Consider the following 14,779-nt stretch of genomic DNA (forward strand, 5'->3'; position numbering starts at 1 on the left):
GCGGCGGCGGCGAGAGCTGACAGACTGTCCGGAACAGGCAGTACGGCAGACTTCGGAGGGCCTACGGTGGCGGAGACGTCGGACACCAGAACCCCGGCGCAGATCGAGGCGGACATCAAGCGCCGCCGCGACGTGCTGGCCGAGACGCTGGACGAGATCGGGGTGCGGGTGCACCCGAAGACCATCGTCGGCGATGCGAAGGCCAAGGTCGCGGCCAACGTCGATCACACGATCGGGCGGGCCTACGTCCAGGTCAACCGGGTCGTGAGCGATGTGAGGGCCCAGTTCGTGGACGAAGAGGGCGCGCCGCGGCTGGAGCGGGTCGTGCCGGTCGCCCTCGTCGCCGTGGGTGTGGTCGGGCTGCTGGTCTTCAGCAGCACCCGGCGGCGTAAGAGCTGACCAGAGGCAGGTAGGTTCAAAGCCGTGAGCGCCAAGAGAGACGAGCAGAGCAGCCAGCACGACAAGCTGCCCATCCGGATGCTGCACGACCGGGTCCTGGTCAAGCAGGACGCCGGGGAGGGCGAGCGACGGTCGGGCGGGGGCATCCTGATTCCCGCCACGGCGGCCGTCGGACGCCGGCTGGCCTGGGCCGAGGTGGTCGCGGTCGGGCAGAACGTGCGGACGGTGGAGCCCGGCGACCGGGTGCTGTACGACCCGGAGGACCGTGCCGAGGTCGAGGTGCGGGGTGTCGCGTACGTGCTGATGCGTGAGCGCGATCTGCACGCGGTGGCCGCCGACCGGTTCGAGGGCTCGGAGGACTCGACCGGCCTGTATCTGTGAATCGACGGTAGAAGAGGGCTGGTGGCTGCGGTCACCAGCCCTCTTTGTCATTTCTTTGCTACCTTCGAAGGAGCGAGCCCGACGAGACGCGCCGTACCGGAACCGTGAGAGCAGCAGGGCAAAGACGACGCACCCCGTTCAGACGTGTGTCCCGGAGGTGTCTGTCATGGCCTGGGTTCTGCTTGTCGTCGCCGGTCTGCTGGAGGTCGGCTGCTCCGTCGGCATGCTGTGCTTATCTGGGGGACACCCCCAGACCCCCGTACACCGACGGGTTCACCCGGCTCGTGCCCAGTCTGTTCACCGGCGGCGGGATCGTCGCCGGCATGGTGCTGCTGTCGTACGCCGCCCGGTCCCTGCCCATCGGTACCGCCTACGGCGTCTGGGTGGGGATCGGGGCGGCGGGGGCGGCGGTGTTCGGGATGGTGGTGCTGGGGGAGCCGGCCACCGCCGCCCGGATCTTCTTCGTGTGCCTGTTGCTGGTCGCCGTGGTGGGGCTCAAGGCGACCAGCGGTCACTGAACGAACCCGAACCCGCCTCCGTCGCCCGCTGTGGTGCCCGTGGTGGTGCCGGTATCGGTGCCCGTCGTCGTACCGGTACTGGTGCCGTCGGTCGTGGTCCCGGTGGAGGTGCCGGAGTCGGTGCCCGAGGTCGTCGTCCCCGAGCTGGTGCCCGAGGTCGTCGTACCGGACGTGGTCGTACCGGAGGTGGTGGAACCGTCCGTGGTGGAGCCGTCGGTGGTGCCGCCGTTGTTGTCACCGCCGGTGGTGCCGCCGTTGTTCTGGTCGCCTCCGGTGGTGCCGCCGTTGTTCTGGTCACCGCCGGTGGTGCCACCGTTGTCCTGGCCGCCGGTGCCCGGCTGGGTGGCGGGCTGGGTGGCCGGGGCCTGGGTCTCGGCGCCGGCCTGGAGGTCCAGGTCGAAGGCGAAGGGCGCGGTGCCCTTCAGGGCGGCCTTGGTGTACTGCGCCCAGATCTCCGTCGGGGCGCCGCCGCCGTTGATGCGGGCGAGGCCGAGCGCGCCGTACAGCGACTTGTGGGCGGCGGTCACCGGGTCCTGGCCCATCACCGAGACGACGGTGGCGAGGTCGGGGGTGTAGCCCGCGAACCAGGCGGCGGTGTCCTCCTCCGCGGTGCCGGTCTTGCCGGCCGCCGGACGGCCGGCGCCCTGGGCGGCGGTGGCGGTGCCGTTGTCTACCACGCTCTGCAGTATCGAGGTGGTGGTGTCGGCGGCCTGGCGGCTGACGGCCTGGGTGGTCTTGGACTCCGGCAGCTTGATCTCCTGCGTACCGTCCTTGGTGATCTTGTCGATCATGGTGTACGTGCCGTGCTTGCCGTGGTTGGCGAGCGTGGCGTACGCCTCCGCCATGTCCAGGACGCTGGCGGTCGCGGTGCCCAGCGCGATCGACGGGTACGGCTGGAGGTCCTTGGTGTCGGAGGGGATGCCCAGGCCGACGGCGGTCTGCTTGACCTTGGTGGGGCCGACGTCGACGGCCATCTGCGCGTACACCGAGTTCACGGACAGGTCGGTGGCCTTGCGGACGGTGATCTGACCGTACGACTTCTGGTCCTCGTTGTCCGGTGCGTAGGAGCTGCCGGGCCAGCCCTGGACGGAGCGTCCGTTGGTGCCGTCGTAGTAGGTGTTCGGGGTGATGGTCTGGCCGGACTGGGTGGTGGAGCCGTTGTCGACGGCGGAGGCGAAGACGAACGGCTTGAAGGTGGAGCCGACCTGGAAGTCACCGCGGGTCGCGCCGTTGGTGTACTGCTTCACGTAGTCGATGCCGCCGTACATGGCGACGAGCCTGCCGGTCTTCGGGTCGACGGAGGCGCCGCCGGCGCGCACGTAGTTGTCGGCCTTGTTGCTCTTCTTGTCCAGCTTGGAGATCAGCTTGTCGTTGACCGCCTTGACGAAGGCGTTCTGCTTGTCCTTCTCCAGGGTGGTGGTGATGCGGTAACCGCCGGCCTCCAGGGAGTCCGAGTCGACGATCTTGTTCTTGATCAGATAGTCGTTGACGGCGTTGACGATATAGCCGCGCTGCCCGGACATGCCGGTGGAGACGGTCTGCTCCTTGGGCATCGGGAAGGTCATCCCCTGCCGCTTGGAGGCGTCGAGCCAGCCCTTCTTGACCATGCCGTCCAGGACGTAGTTCCAGCGGGCGACGGCGGCGGCCTTGTTCTCCGGGTGTGCGACGACGTCGTACTCGCTGGGCGCGTTGACGAGCGCGGCGAGGTAGGCGGCGCGGGCCGGGTCGAGGTCCTTGGCGTCCTTGCCGTAGTAGGCCTGGGCGGCGGCCTGGATGCCGTAGGCGTTGCGGCCGAAGTAGCTGGTGTTGAGGTAGCCCTCCAGGATCTGGTCCTTGGAATCGCTGCGGTCCAGCTTGATCGCGACGAACACCTCCTTCACCTTGCGGGTGACGGTCTGTTCCTGCGCGAGGTAGTAGTTCTTCACGTACTGCTGGGTGATCGTCGAGCCGGACTGGGTGCCCTTGCCGGTCGCGGTGTTCCAGGCGGCGCGCAGCATCGCCTTGGGGTCGACGGCGGACTCGGTGTAGAAGTCCCGGTCCTCGGCGGCGAGCACGGCGTGCTGGGCGTCCATGGAGACCTGGGCGAGGGTGACGTTCTCCCGGTTGACCTCGCCGTCACGGGCGAGCTGGGAGCCGTCGGCGTACAGGTACACGTTGGACTGCTTGGTCGCGAACGCGTTGGCCGCCGGGATCTTCACCATCGAGTAGCCGACGAAGAACAGGCCGATCAGCAGCAGTGTCCCGACGAAGAAGGTGCCGAGCAGCATGCGCCAGGTCGGGAGGATCCGTCGCCACCCGGTCCGCTTGGTCCGCTTCATCTTCTTCCCGCCCCCCTTCGTCTCCAGGCCGGTCACGGACGGTTCCGCCGTGGCTGCCGTGGCTGCCGTGACCGCCTTGGCCGCGGTGGCCGTGCTGGGCGCTTGTGCCTTCGGCGCCCTGATCGCCGCGAGTTGCCGTGTCTGCGTGTCCGGGGTGTCCTGCCCGCCCCGCGTGTACCGCGCGTCCTGCCTGTCCTGCCGGTTCTCGGCCGCCGCCGGCGGCCGCGCCTTCGGTGCCGTGACCGCGGTGAGCTGCTGCGTGTGCGTGTCCTCGGCAGCGGCGGCCGGCGGTGCCTTCGGCGTCTTCGGTGCCTTGATCGCGGTGAGCTGCTGGGTGTGCGTGTCCTCGGCCGCCGCCCGCGGCGGTGCGATCTTCTTCTCGCCCGCCGGCGGCCGGGGGCGCGTGTCCCCGGCCGCCGGCCGCTGCTCCGTCCTCGCCTCCTCGGCCGCCGCGGGCGGTTCCGTCGTCTTCTTCTCCCCGGCCGCCGCGGACGGCTCCGGCTCCTTCGCCTCGGCCACCGGCTGCGGCGGGTTCTTCTTCTCCTCGGCCGCAGCCGGAGGCTCCGTCGGGCCTCCGCCGCCCTGGTTCGGCTGTTGCGGCTGCGGCTCGTCGCTCATGTCGTGCACGGACTCCTGTTTTTCGCGTCGTACGTTCCCGTACGACCTCGTACGCCTTCTGCGCCCCCTGCTGAAGACTCTCGCACCACGCGAACCGTTCCCGGATTCCGGCACTCTTCGGTCACGGATATTGCGTGGCCTGCGAGGTCGCCCGCGCAGTAGGCTCCTGCGCTTCGTGTCGGGTGGTCCGGGAGGTCGGTTGGTGTGGGTGCGGGGCGGTTGTACACGGCCGTCGCGGCGGGGGGTTTCAGACGTTACGCGACGTATCGGGCGGCTACTGCGGCCGGGGTGTTCACCAACACGGTCTTCGGGATCATCCTCGTCTACACGTACTTGGCGCTGTGGGACGAGAAACCGCACCTCGGAGGCTATGACCAGGCGCAGGCGGTGACCTATGTGTGGCTCGGGCAGTGCCTGTACGCGACGCTCGCCATCCAGGGCGGGGGTGTCGAAAAAGACCTGATGGAGCGTATCCGTACGGGTGAGATCGCTATCGATCTCTACCGTCCGGCCGATCTTCAACTGTGGTGGCTGGCGACCGATTTGGGTCGCTCGCTGTTCCAGATGCTGGGACGGGGGGTGATCCCGTTCGTGTTCGGCGCGGTGTTCTTCTCCATGTACCTGCCGACGGACGTGGTGACATGGATGACATTCGCGGTGGCCCTCCTCCTCGCAATGGTCGTCAGCTTCGGCATCCGCTACCTCGCGGCGCTGAGCGTGTTCTGGCTGATGGACGGCATGGGCGTCAGCCAGGCCATGATGGTCCTGGGGATCTTCTGCTCGGGCATGACGCTGCCGCTGAACGTCTTCCCGGGCGCCTTCGGCGAGGTCGTACGGGCCCTGCCCTGGGCGGCGCAGCTCCAGGTACCGGCGGACGTCCTGATGGGGGAGAGCACTCCGCTGCGGGCGTTCGCCTTCCAGGCGGCCTGGGCGGTGGCGCTGCTGGCGGCGGGGCGGCTGTTGCAGACGGCGGCGACCCGGCGGGTGGTGGTGCAGGGTGGGTGAGGTCACACGGCTCGGGGAGGGCCTGCGGGCGTACCGGCTGATCGCCGGGATGTGGATCCGGTCCTCCCTGACCTACCGCGCGTCCTTCTTCCTCACGCTGATCGGCAACCTGGTGGTGACCGGTCTGGACTTCGCCACGATCCTGCTGATGTTCACACAGGTCGACCGGCTCGGTGGCTGGACCATGCCCGAGGTCGCCTTCCTCTACGGCCTGTCCGCGACCGCGTTCGGCTTCGCCGATCTGGTGTTCGGCTCGCTGGACGTGCTGGGCACCCGGATCCGCGACGGCTCCTTCGACACGCTGCTGGTGCGGCCCGCCCCGGTGCTGGCGCAGATCGGCGCGGACCACTTCGCGCTGCGCCGCCTGGGCCGGATCTCCCAGGGCGGGCTGGTGCTGGCGTACGCGCTGACCGCCATCGATGTCGACTGGACGCCGGAGAAGGTGCTGCTGGTGCCGGTGACGGTGGCCGGCGGTGCGGTGATCTTCTGCGCGCTGTTCCTGATGGGCGCGACGTTCCAGTTCGTGGCGGGGGACGCGGCCGAGGTGCAGAACGCGTTCACGTACGGCGGTACGACGCTGTTGCAGTACCCGCCGACGGTGTTCGGGAAGGACTTCGTGCGCGGGGTGACGTTCCTGCTGCCGCTGGCCTTCGTCAACTGGATCCCGGCCGCCCACATCCTCGGGCGGCCGTATCCGCTGCGGCTCCCGGAGTGGACGGCGTGGGCGCCGCCGCTGGTGGCGGTGGCGGGCTGTGCGCTGGCAGGTCTGGCGTGGCGGGTGGGTCTCAGGTCGTATCGGAGTACGGGGAGTTGAGCGTGTTCATCGAGGTCGACGGGGTCGAGAAGGTCTTCGAGGTCCGCAAGAAGACGGGTTTCCTGAAACGGGAGCGCCGGCAGGTGAGGGCGGTCGACGAGCTCTCCTTCACGGTGGCGCGCGGCGAGATGGTCGGCTACATCGGCCCGAACGGTGCGGGCAAGTCGACGACGATCAAGATGCTGACGGGGATCCTGACGCCGAGCGGCGGCCGGCTGCGGGTGGCCGGCATCGACCCGTCCCGCGAGCGCACGAAGCTGGCCCACCGCATCGGCGTGGTCTTCGGCCAGCGCACCACCCTGTGGTGGGACCTCCCCCTCATCGACTCCTACCGTCTGATGCACCGCATGTACCGCATCCCGGACGCCCGTTACCGCGAGAACCTCGACCGCCTGGTGGAACTCCTGTCCCTGGACACCTTGTTGGACGTCCCGGTACGACAGCTCTCCCTCGGCCAGCGGATGCGCGGCGACATCGTGGCGGCGCTGCTCCATGACCCGGACGTGCTGTACCTGGACGAGCCGACGATCGGCCTGGACGTGATCTCCAAGTCCAAGGTCCGCGATTTCCTCCGGGAGTTGAACGAGGAACACGGCACCACGGTCCTGCTGACCACCCACGACCTCCAGGACATCGAGCAGTTGTGCTCGCGCGTGATGGTCATCGACCACGGGCGGCTGATGTACGACGGTCCGCTCGCCGGCCTGCACGAGGTGGGGGAGAGCGAACGGACCCTGGTCGTCGACCTGGAACGGGAGCTGCCACCGATCGACATGGGCGGGGCGGCGCGGGTGGTGAAGGTCGAAGGCCCCAGGCAGTGGCTGGCGTTCCCGGCGTCGGAGTCGGCGGCGCCGCTGGTGGCGCGGGTCGCGGCGGAGTATCCCCTGGTCGACCTGTCCGTTCGCGAGCCGGACATCGAGACGGTGATCGCGAAGATGCTGCATTCATTGGGAGACACCCCCAAACCCCCGTCGGACAGGACTACCGCATAGTGCCGGCCGACCATAACTCGTAGTCTGCTCTGTATGACCGACGATGCCCCGGAGCTCCGTGCCTCCGACGCCGATCGTGAACGAGTCGCCGAGGTCCTCAGGGACGCCCTCGCGGAGGGTCGGCTCGACATGGAGGAGTTCGAGGAACGGCTGGAGGCGACGCTCAAGGCCCGTACGTACGGGGAGCTGACGCCGATCACGCGGGACCTGCCCGCCGCGGCCGCCTCGGCGCCGGTGTCGTTGAACAAGGCTCCCGTGGACAGGGGTAGTTGGGGAAGCCGGATCGTGGGCGGCGAGGGCTCGTCGACCTGGGCGGTGGCGGTGATGTCCGGGTTCCAGCGCAAGGGGCGCTGGACCGTGCCGAGGCGCTTCGACTCCTTCGTGTTCTGGGGCGGCGGCGAGATCGACCTGCGTGAGGCGGACTTCGCCGACGGGGAGGTCGTGCTCAACTGCATCGCGATCATGGGCGGGATCAGCGTGATCGTGCCACCGGGCGTCCAGGTGGTGATGCGCGGCATCGGCATCATGGGCGGTTTCGACGAGCGTGAGCACGACATGGCGCCGGACCCGGGTGCCCCGCGGGTCATCGTGACGGGCTTCGCCTTCTGGGCCGGCGTCGAGGTGAAGCACAAGATCACAAAGGCGGAACAGCAACGCCTGAAGGAAGCACGCCGCCAGGAAAAACTCGACCGCAGGTCGGCCCGCCAGGAACTGCACGCGGCAAGGCAGGAGTGGCGCGACGAACGCAGGCGCCGAAGGCACGGCGACTACTGACGAGGACCGGGCGCAGCCGACCTGGGCGCGGGGCCTACCGGCGAGGGCCAGGCGCAGCCGACCCAGGGGCGGGGCCTGCCGAGCGACGGTGACGCAGCCGACCTGGGCGCGGGCCTGCCGAGCGACGGTGACGCAGCCGACCTGGGCGCGGGGCCTGCCGAGCGACGGTGACGCAGCCGACCTGGGCGCGGGGCCTATTGAGTGACGGTGACGCCAGTCAACCCAGGGGCGCGGGGAACTGCGCGACCAGCCCCAACCGGCCCGCGGGTGCCCACCGGCCGGTTCGGCACCGCCGAAATCCGCCGTCGTGGCTGATCGCCGTTGCGGCGGGATTGTTCTCGGCGTCGGCTGTAGGCGCGGCGGGAACTCTTGTTCCGTTCCGGGAGTAGTCAGGAAGGGACAATATGTGCGGGATCACCGTGAGGGTGTGACCGGCTGCGAACGGGTGGAGCAGATGGCGGAACCTACGGATACGGCGTCCTACAAGTCCATGAACGCCTTCACACCCGCCGACGAGGAGCGCCAGCGCGGCGTACGGCGCATGAAGCGCACGGCGACCGGCCTACTGCTGCTCGTCGCCGTGGTGTACGCCCTGGCCAAGGTGGCGTCCGGCGCGGGCGCCGGCGTCTGGGCGGACTATGTCGCCGCCGCGGCCGAGGCCGGCATGGTCGGCGCGCTCGCCGACTGGTTCGCGGTGACCGCCCTCTTCCGCCACCCGCTCGGCCTGCCCATCCCGCACACCGCGATCATCCCGACGAAGAAGGACCAGCTCGGTGTCTCGCTGGGCGAGTTCGTCGGCGAGAACTTCCTCTCCCAGGACGTCGTACGACAGCGGCTGCACTCCGTCGGCATCGGCAGCCGGCTCGGCGCCTGGCTCGCGGAGCCGGCACACGCCGACCGCGTGACGGCCGAGCTCGCGACAGCGCTCCGCGGCGCCCTGACCGTGCTGCGGGACTCCGACGTCCAGGCCGTGGTCGGCGAGGCGATCAACCGGCGGGCCGACGCGCAGGAGATCGCCCCTGGCATCGGCAAGCTGCTGGAGCGGATCGTCGCCGACGGCGGCCACAAGCGGGTCGTGGACCTCGTCGTCACCCGCGCGCACGACTGGCTGGTGCTGCACGGGGACTCCGTGATGGACGCCGTGCAGGGCGGCGCCCCCGGCTGGACGCCCCGGTTCGTGGACCGCAAGGTCGGCGAGCGCGTCTACAAGGAGCTGCTGCGCTTCTGCGCCGAGATGCGGGACATGCCCTCCCACCCGGCGCGCGGCGCCCTCGACCGCTTCCTCACGGACTTCGCGAACGACCTCCAGTCCGACACCGACACCCGGGCCCGGGTCGAACGGCTCAAGGGCGAGGTCCTGGGCCGGGGCGAGGTGCAGGACCTGATCGCGTCCGCCTGGACGGCCGTACGATCCATGATCGTCTCGGCGGCCGAGGACGAGCGCAGTGAGCTGCGGCTGCGCGTCCGCGCCTCCCTGATCTCTCTGGGTGCCCGGATGGCCACGGAGCCCAAGGTCCAGGAGAAGGTCGACAGCTGGGTCGAGGGCGCGGCCGTCCACGTGGTGACGACGTACCGCAAGGAGATCACGTCCCTGATCACCGACACGGTGGCCGGCTGGGATGCGGAGCACACCACCCGGAAGATCGAGGCGCACATCGGGCGCGACCTGCAGTTCATCCGGATCAACGGCACGGTGGTCGGGTCGCTGGCCGGCGTGCTGATCTTCACGGTGTCGCGGGCGCTGGGGGCGTAGGGGGCTGGTCGCGCAGTTCCTCCCCCAGCCTTCGGCCGGGGGACCCCCAGCGCCCCTGAAGGGGCGCTACGGCTGCTGCTTCTCAGAGTGGCCCGCGGCCTGCTCCCGGTACCGCCCCGGTGTCGTGCCGAACTCCCTCTGGAACGCGTGGGACAGGGCGTACGGGCTGCCGTAGCCGACGCGGTCGGCGATCGTGGACAGGGTTTCCGGGGTGTCGCGGAGCAGGCTCGCGGCGAGGATCAGGCGCCACCACGTGAGGTAGGCCATCGGAGGGCGGCCCACCAGCGCGGTGAACCGGCGCGCCAGGGTGGGGCGGGAGACGCCCGCCTCCGCCGCCAGGCGGTCGTTGCTCCACGGCGCCGCCGGGTCCGAGTGCAGCGCCCGCAGGGCCGCCGCCGTCACCGGATCGCCCAGCGCGGCCGGCCAGGCGCCCGCCGTGGACTCGCTCATCCAGGAGCGGATCATGTAGACGAGGAGGAGGTCGAGCAGGCTCGGCAGCGCGACGCAGGAACCGGGCCGCCGTGCGTCCAGCTCACCGGCGAGCAGGTCGATCGCGGCCCGGAGTTCGGGGTGGCGGCCCACCCGGTTGGGCAGATGGACGACCGCGGGGAGTTCCGTCATCAGCGGGTGCATCCGGCTGCAGTCGAGCCGGTACTTGCCGCAGAGCATCACCGTAGCGTCCCGGTCCGGCGGCCATGCCCGTGGCCCCGTCCCCTCGGACCACCGCTCGAACGGCACCGCCTTCGCCGCCGCGACCGCCGCGTCGAGCGGGGAGTCCGCGAGCACATGGCCGGTGCCGTGCGGCAGCAGCACCGCGTCGCCCACTCCGAGGGACACCGGGTCGCCGCCGTCGGGCAGCAGCCAGCAGCCGCCCTGCAGCACGACATGGAAGCCCGCGCCGTCGTAAGGGTCCAGCCGCGTGCACCAGCTCCCACCGATCCGCACCCGGTTGGAGGAGGGGTGTCCCAGGTGTACGACGGAGATCGCGTCGCTGACCACATCCATCCGCCCAGCGTAATCTCCCGTGCAAGTGTGTGAGACGGACGCGTATCTCCGTGAGCATTGAGCGCATTGAGACGCTCGTCCGGCCTTCCTAAGCTCGGACGCATGACGAACGAGACCGAGAGTGTGCAGAGCATCGTGCTGGGGGACGTCGAGGTCATCCGGGTGGTCGAGTGGCACCAGCCGTTCGTGCCCGCCTCCGGCATGTTCCCGGACGTCGCCGCCCAGGTGTGGAAGGCCAACGAGGACTGGCTGGCACCGGACCACTGGGAGCCGGAGAGTGACCGGGCGGTGCTCGCCCTGCAGACGTGGGTGCTGCGCAGCGCCGGGCGGACCGTCCTCGTCGACACCGGCGTGGGCAACGGGCGTGAGCGGCCGGGCATGCCGCCGTTCCACCGGCGGGAGGGCGATTTCCTCGGCCGGCTGGCGAGGGCCGGGGTGCGCCCGCAGGACGTGGACGTCGTCGTCAACACCCACCTCCATGTCGACCACGTCGGCTGGAACACCGTCGACGCGGACGGGGAGTGGGTGCCGACGTTCCCCAACGCCCAGTACCTCCTCCCGGCCGCCGACGACTTCCACTACGGCCCGGACAACGCCTACGCGAACGGCGAGCGGGAGGACGACCGCCTGATCTACGAGGACAGCATCGCGCCCGTCCACCGGGCCGGACAGACCGTGCTGTGGGACGGCTTCCACCGCATCGACGAACACCTCACCCTGGAGCCCGCGCCCGGCCACACCCCCGGTTCGTCCGTGCTGCGGCTGGCGTCCGGGAGCGACCGGGCGGTCTTCGTCGGAGACCTGCTGCACAGCCCGGTGCAGCTCCTCCAGCCCTGCTGCAACAGCAGCGCCTGCCTGGACCCGGAACAGGCGGTGGCCAGCCGCCGCCAGATCCTCGGGCGGGCGGCCGACGAACGGGAGCTGCTCGTCCCCGCGCACTTCGGCGGTGCGGGTGCCCTGGAGGTCCGCCGGGACGGCGACGGGTTCGCCCTCGGCCCCTGGGCCGCCTACTGACCGCCGCGCGTCCGCTTGCGCAGCAACAGCAGCCCGCCGGCCAGCGTCGCGACCGCCGCGGTCGTGGTCCACGCCACGATCTCCCCCGCTCCCGTCGCAGCGAGGTCATCACCCTTGCCCTTGCCCTTGCCCGCTGCCGAGGCGGAGGCAGAGGCGGAGGCGGAGGCCAAGGGGGCCGCCGACCCCAGCGCACTCGGCGCCGCCGCCGGACTCGGCGACGCCGAGCTCCTCGGTGTACTCACGGCCCGGTCCCGCGTGAACGCCAAGGTCCCGAAGCCCAGTTGGTCGAACCCGCCGCTGTTCGGCCCGTAGTCCCCGCCCCCGCCCTCGGGGGCCGCCTTCGCCGCGATCTGGGTGAGATACGTCGCCGATATGCCCCGCCGCTTGGTGTAGTGGTTGGCGATCATCGCCCAGATGGGGCGGGTCATGGCCGGGTCGGCGGCCGCCGCGGCGGTCACCGTCTCACTCCCCGACCAGCCCCCGATCGCCCCCTTCCGCCGCGTGCTCGCGGTGAACGGCACCTGACCGCCCATGCTCCACTTGGCGACGTACTGCGCCCCCTTGAGGAACCGGCTGTCGTCGTAGCCGTACAGGTCGAACCCCTGGTTCCACGCCATCTCGCAGAACGTGCCCATCAGACCGACCCCGAGCAGCGCGTGCCCCTGGTCGCGCCCCGCCTCCAGCCATTCGCCCAGCCCGTCGTCGTACACGACCGGGATCGCGTTCCTGATCGCCCCGAGCCCGGCGCCGTTCTTGAAGTAGTCGACCGCGCGGGCCACCTGGGCGCGGTCGTCGCAGAAGATGCCGGTGGCGAGGACACAGGCCATGTTGGCGAGGTCCCAGTTGGTCCAGTAGTTGGAGACGACGGCACCGTTGTGCTGGACCAGGAAGTCGTCGCTGACCGCGCCGAACAGCTTGCTGAGCATCTCCTGGAAGCGGGCGAGCTCGAAGTCGGCGTGGTCGCGGACGAGTTCGGCGGCGTTGGCGAACTGGTAGCCGTACAGGCCGGCGGCCAGGAACCGGTCGGCGGAACCGTTCACGGCGGTGAGCGTCGAGGACCAGGCGTTGAGGATCGCGACGGCGGTGTCGGCGTACGCGCTCTCGCCGGTGACGTGGAAGCGCAGGGCGTTCTGGTAGGCGGCGTGGATGTCGTTGTAGAGGATCGTGTAGTTCTGCGGGGTGCCCGAGCCCCGGTACACGACGGCCTGCGGCCGCGGCTGCCAGCCGCTCTGCGCGTGCCGGTTGGCGGTGAGCCTGGCGAACCCGGCCGTGTAGGGCGCGGCGCCCGCCTTCACCTTGGCGGCCATACGGTCGAGATCGGTACGGGTGTGCAGCAGGCCGGGATGGGCGAAGGAGCCGGACCCGGTCCCGGCGGCGGTCGCGGTACCGCGCGCGGCGGCGATCCCCGCGGCGGCCCCCACCGCCACTCCCGAGGCCTTCAGCATGCTCCGGCGGCTGATCTGTCGAGTCGTGTGCATGCCCTGGGAGACGGGCCGGCCAGGCCCGGATAACAGAAACCGGGAAGACCGCCTTCAGGCGCCGGTCGTCGACCCCGGCCGCACTATCATCAGCACCGTCACGACGGCCCAGAGCAGGTTGAACAGCCCGGTGAACATGGCGAGTCGGGCCGTGGCCTGCCGTGTCCCGCCCGCGCCCCCGCCCTCGACCAGCGCGGTCTGCCGGGGCAGCACCAGCGCGGCGAGCACGACCGCCGCCAGCGCGGTGAGCGCGATCGAGGTGATCAGCCACGCACTCCCGAGCACATGCATGTTGCTCGCGGTGGCGAACCCGAACACGGGGACGGCGACGCCGACGACGGCGTACACCCGGCAGATCCGGTGCAGCAGCTGAAGCGTCTCGGCGGCCCGGACGTCGTCCGGGGCCTCGATGACGCGGCGGGCGGCGGGCGGGAACATGCTGGCGGCCACGGTGACGGGACCGACGGCGACGATCGCCGCGAGGACATGGACGGCGAGGAGGAACTTGGTCACGGCGTCGACCGTAGGCGGCCGGCGGATCTTGCAGAAGCGGCAATAATGCCACCACTCGACAGATTCTCGCCATCGGTGCCTAGAACGTCGTGCGGGTGGCTGCCGTGACGGGAGCCCTGATTGGCGAAATCCCGGCGACCGGCTACGTTCCTGCCATGCACACCGTCGCCGTACTCGTCCTGGACCAGGTCGTCCCCTCCGATTTCACCGTGCCGATCGACACCTTCGGCTGGGCCCGGCTGCCCGACGGCCGGGACGCCTACCGGGTGCGGGTGTGCGGGCCCGCGGACGAGGTGACCGCGGCGGGCGGCGCGTTCACGATCAAGGCGCCGTACGGGCTGGACGCGCTGGCCGAGGCGGACACGATCATCGTGCCGGGCGTCGCGGACCCCGCCCTCGCCCTGCCCGCCGAGGTGGTCGACGCCCTGCGCGCGGCGGCGGCGAACGGCACGCGGATCGCGTCGGTCTGCGTCGGCGCGTTCGTCCTCGCGGCCACTGGCCTCCTCGACGGCCTGCGCGTCACCACGCACTGGGCCGCGGCCGACACCCTGGCCGCGCTGCACCCGGGGATCGAGGTGGACGCGAACGTCCTGTACGTCGACAACGGCCAGTTCCTGACCTCGGCGGGCGCGGCCGCGGCGATGGACGTGTGCCTGCACATGATCCGCAAGGACTACGGCTCGGCGGTCGCCGCACACGCGGCCCGGATGTCGGTGATGCCGCTGGAACGGGAGGGCGGCCAGGCCCAGTTCATCGTCCACGACCAGCCGCCGGCCCCCGCCGGTGCCACTCTGGAGCCGCTCCTGGGCTGGCTGGAGGACAACTGCGACCGGGACCTCACCCTGGACGAGGTCGCGACGCGGGCCGGCATGAGCACCCGTACCCTCAACCGCCGCTTCCGCGACCAGACCGGCACGACCCCTCTGCAGTGGCTGCACCGGGCGAGGGTGCGGAGGGCGCAGCACCTCCTGGAGACCACCGGTCACCCCGTCGAGCGCATCGCGGTCCAGGCCGGCTTCGGCTCGCCGACCGCGTTCCGGGAACGGTTCCGCAGGGTCGTCGGGACGAGCCCGCAGGCGTACCGGCGGTCGTTCCGGAGCGTGGACTGAGGCGGCTCAGGCCCGGTGGTCGTTCCGGAGCGTGGACTGAGGCGGCTCAGGCCCGGTGGTCGTTCCGGAGCGTGGACTGAGGCGGCTC

At 70.6% G+C, this 14,779-nt stretch carries 13 protein-coding genes and 1 pseudogene; 10 read left to right on the top strand and 4 right to left on the bottom strand.

Translation table 11 applies throughout. The annotated features are described in order from the left end of the window. Positions 1–66: 66 nt before the first annotated feature. The 3 genes and pseudogenes from EDD90_RS33645 to EDD90_RS33655 all read left to right on the top strand — a co-directional run bounded on the left by EDD90_RS33645 (position 67) and on the right by EDD90_RS33655 (position 1,298). Positions 67–399, top strand: coding sequence for a DUF3618 domain-containing protein (locus EDD90_RS33645; protein ID WP_123976647.1), 333 nt, complete (start codon positions 67–69; stop codon positions 397–399). Between the two features lie 24 nt (positions 400–423). Further along, positions 424–780 carry a co-chaperone GroES gene (locus EDD90_RS33650; protein WP_123976648.1) on the top strand — a complete coding sequence of 119 codons (357 nt, stop codon included), beginning with the start codon at positions 424–426 and terminating at the stop codon, positions 778–780. Between the two features lie 166 nt (positions 781–946). Continuing rightward, positions 947–1,298 (top strand): annotated as a pseudogene (locus EDD90_RS33655) (DMT family transporter). Here EDD90_RS33655 and EDD90_RS33660 read toward each other — a convergent pair. Then, positions 1,292–3,616, bottom strand: coding sequence for a transglycosylase domain-containing protein (locus tag EDD90_RS33660; RefSeq protein ID WP_123981928.1), 2,325 nt, complete (start codon positions 3,614–3,616; stop codon positions 1,292–1,294). The pseudogene EDD90_RS33655 and the gene EDD90_RS33660 sit on opposite strands and share 7 nt — an antisense overlap. A gap of 837 nt (positions 3,617–4,453) precedes the next feature. Here EDD90_RS33660 and EDD90_RS33665 point away from each other — a divergent pair. The 5 genes from EDD90_RS33665 (at position 4,454) to EDD90_RS33685 (ending at position 9,572) form a co-directional block, all read left to right on the top strand. Next, the gene (locus tag EDD90_RS33665) at positions 4,454–5,239 is read left to right on the top strand and encodes an ABC-2 family transporter protein (RefSeq protein ID WP_185149645.1); all 786 of its coding nucleotides are present in this window, start codon (positions 4,454–4,456) and stop codon (positions 5,237–5,239) included. Then, on the top strand, positions 5,232–6,053 hold the full coding sequence (locus EDD90_RS33670) for an ABC transporter permease (protein ID WP_123976650.1): 822 nt from the start codon (positions 5,232–5,234) through the stop codon (positions 6,051–6,053). The genes EDD90_RS33665 and EDD90_RS33670 overlap by 8 nt, the downstream gene beginning before the upstream one ends. Further along, entirely contained in the window at positions 6,011–7,045 is a 1,035-nt protein-coding gene (locus EDD90_RS33675; protein WP_123976651.1) for an ABC transporter ATP-binding protein, read from the top strand. Before EDD90_RS33670 ends, EDD90_RS33675 begins: the two co-directional genes overlap by 43 nt. 33 nt (positions 7,046–7,078) lie before the next feature. After that, entirely contained in the window at positions 7,079–7,819 is a 741-nt protein-coding gene (locus tag EDD90_RS33680; RefSeq protein ID WP_123976652.1) for a DUF1707 domain-containing protein, read from the top strand. 454 nt (positions 7,820–8,273) lie between these two features. Continuing rightward, the gene (locus tag EDD90_RS33685; protein ID WP_123981930.1) at positions 8,274–9,572 is read left to right on the top strand and encodes a DUF445 domain-containing protein; all 1,299 of its coding nucleotides are present in this window, start codon (positions 8,274–8,276) and stop codon (positions 9,570–9,572) included. Positions 9,573–9,638: 66 nt separating this feature from the next. On the opposite strand, the gene EDD90_RS33690 is transcribed toward EDD90_RS33685, so the two are convergent. Then, positions 9,639–10,577, bottom strand: a complete 939-nt coding sequence (locus EDD90_RS33690) for an AraC family transcriptional regulator (protein WP_123976653.1) — start codon at positions 10,575–10,577, stop codon at positions 9,639–9,641. Between the two features lie 102 nt (positions 10,578–10,679). On the opposite strand from EDD90_RS33690, the gene EDD90_RS33695 reads away from it, so the two are divergent. Next, positions 10,680–11,591: an MBL fold metallo-hydrolase gene (locus EDD90_RS33695; RefSeq protein WP_123976654.1), complete on the top strand. Its 912-nt coding sequence runs from the start codon at positions 10,680–10,682 to the stop codon at positions 11,589–11,591. Here EDD90_RS33695 and EDD90_RS33700 read toward each other — a convergent pair. Next, entirely contained in the window at positions 11,585–13,036 is a 1,452-nt protein-coding gene (locus tag EDD90_RS33700; protein ID WP_123976655.1) for an alginate lyase family protein, read from the bottom strand. The genes EDD90_RS33695 and EDD90_RS33700 overlap by 7 nt on opposite strands. Before the next feature lie 87 nt (positions 13,037–13,123). Continuing rightward, positions 13,124–13,582 carry a hypothetical protein gene (locus tag EDD90_RS33705; protein ID WP_123976656.1) on the bottom strand — a complete coding sequence of 153 codons (459 nt, stop codon included), beginning with the start codon at positions 13,580–13,582 and terminating at the stop codon, positions 13,124–13,126. Positions 13,583–13,737: 155 nt separating this feature from the next. On the opposite strand from EDD90_RS33705, the gene EDD90_RS33710 reads away from it, so the two are divergent. Beyond that, the gene (locus EDD90_RS33710; protein ID WP_123976657.1) at positions 13,738–14,691 is read left to right on the top strand and encodes a GlxA family transcriptional regulator; all 954 of its coding nucleotides are present in this window, start codon (positions 13,738–13,740) and stop codon (positions 14,689–14,691) included. Positions 14,692–14,779: the final 88 nt, after the last annotated feature.

This window comes from Streptomyces sp. Ag109_O5-1, from assembly GCF_003814875.1.
In the GTDB taxonomy this organism is placed as follows: Bacteria; Actinomycetota; Actinomycetes; order Streptomycetales; family Streptomycetaceae; genus Streptomyces; species Streptomyces sasae.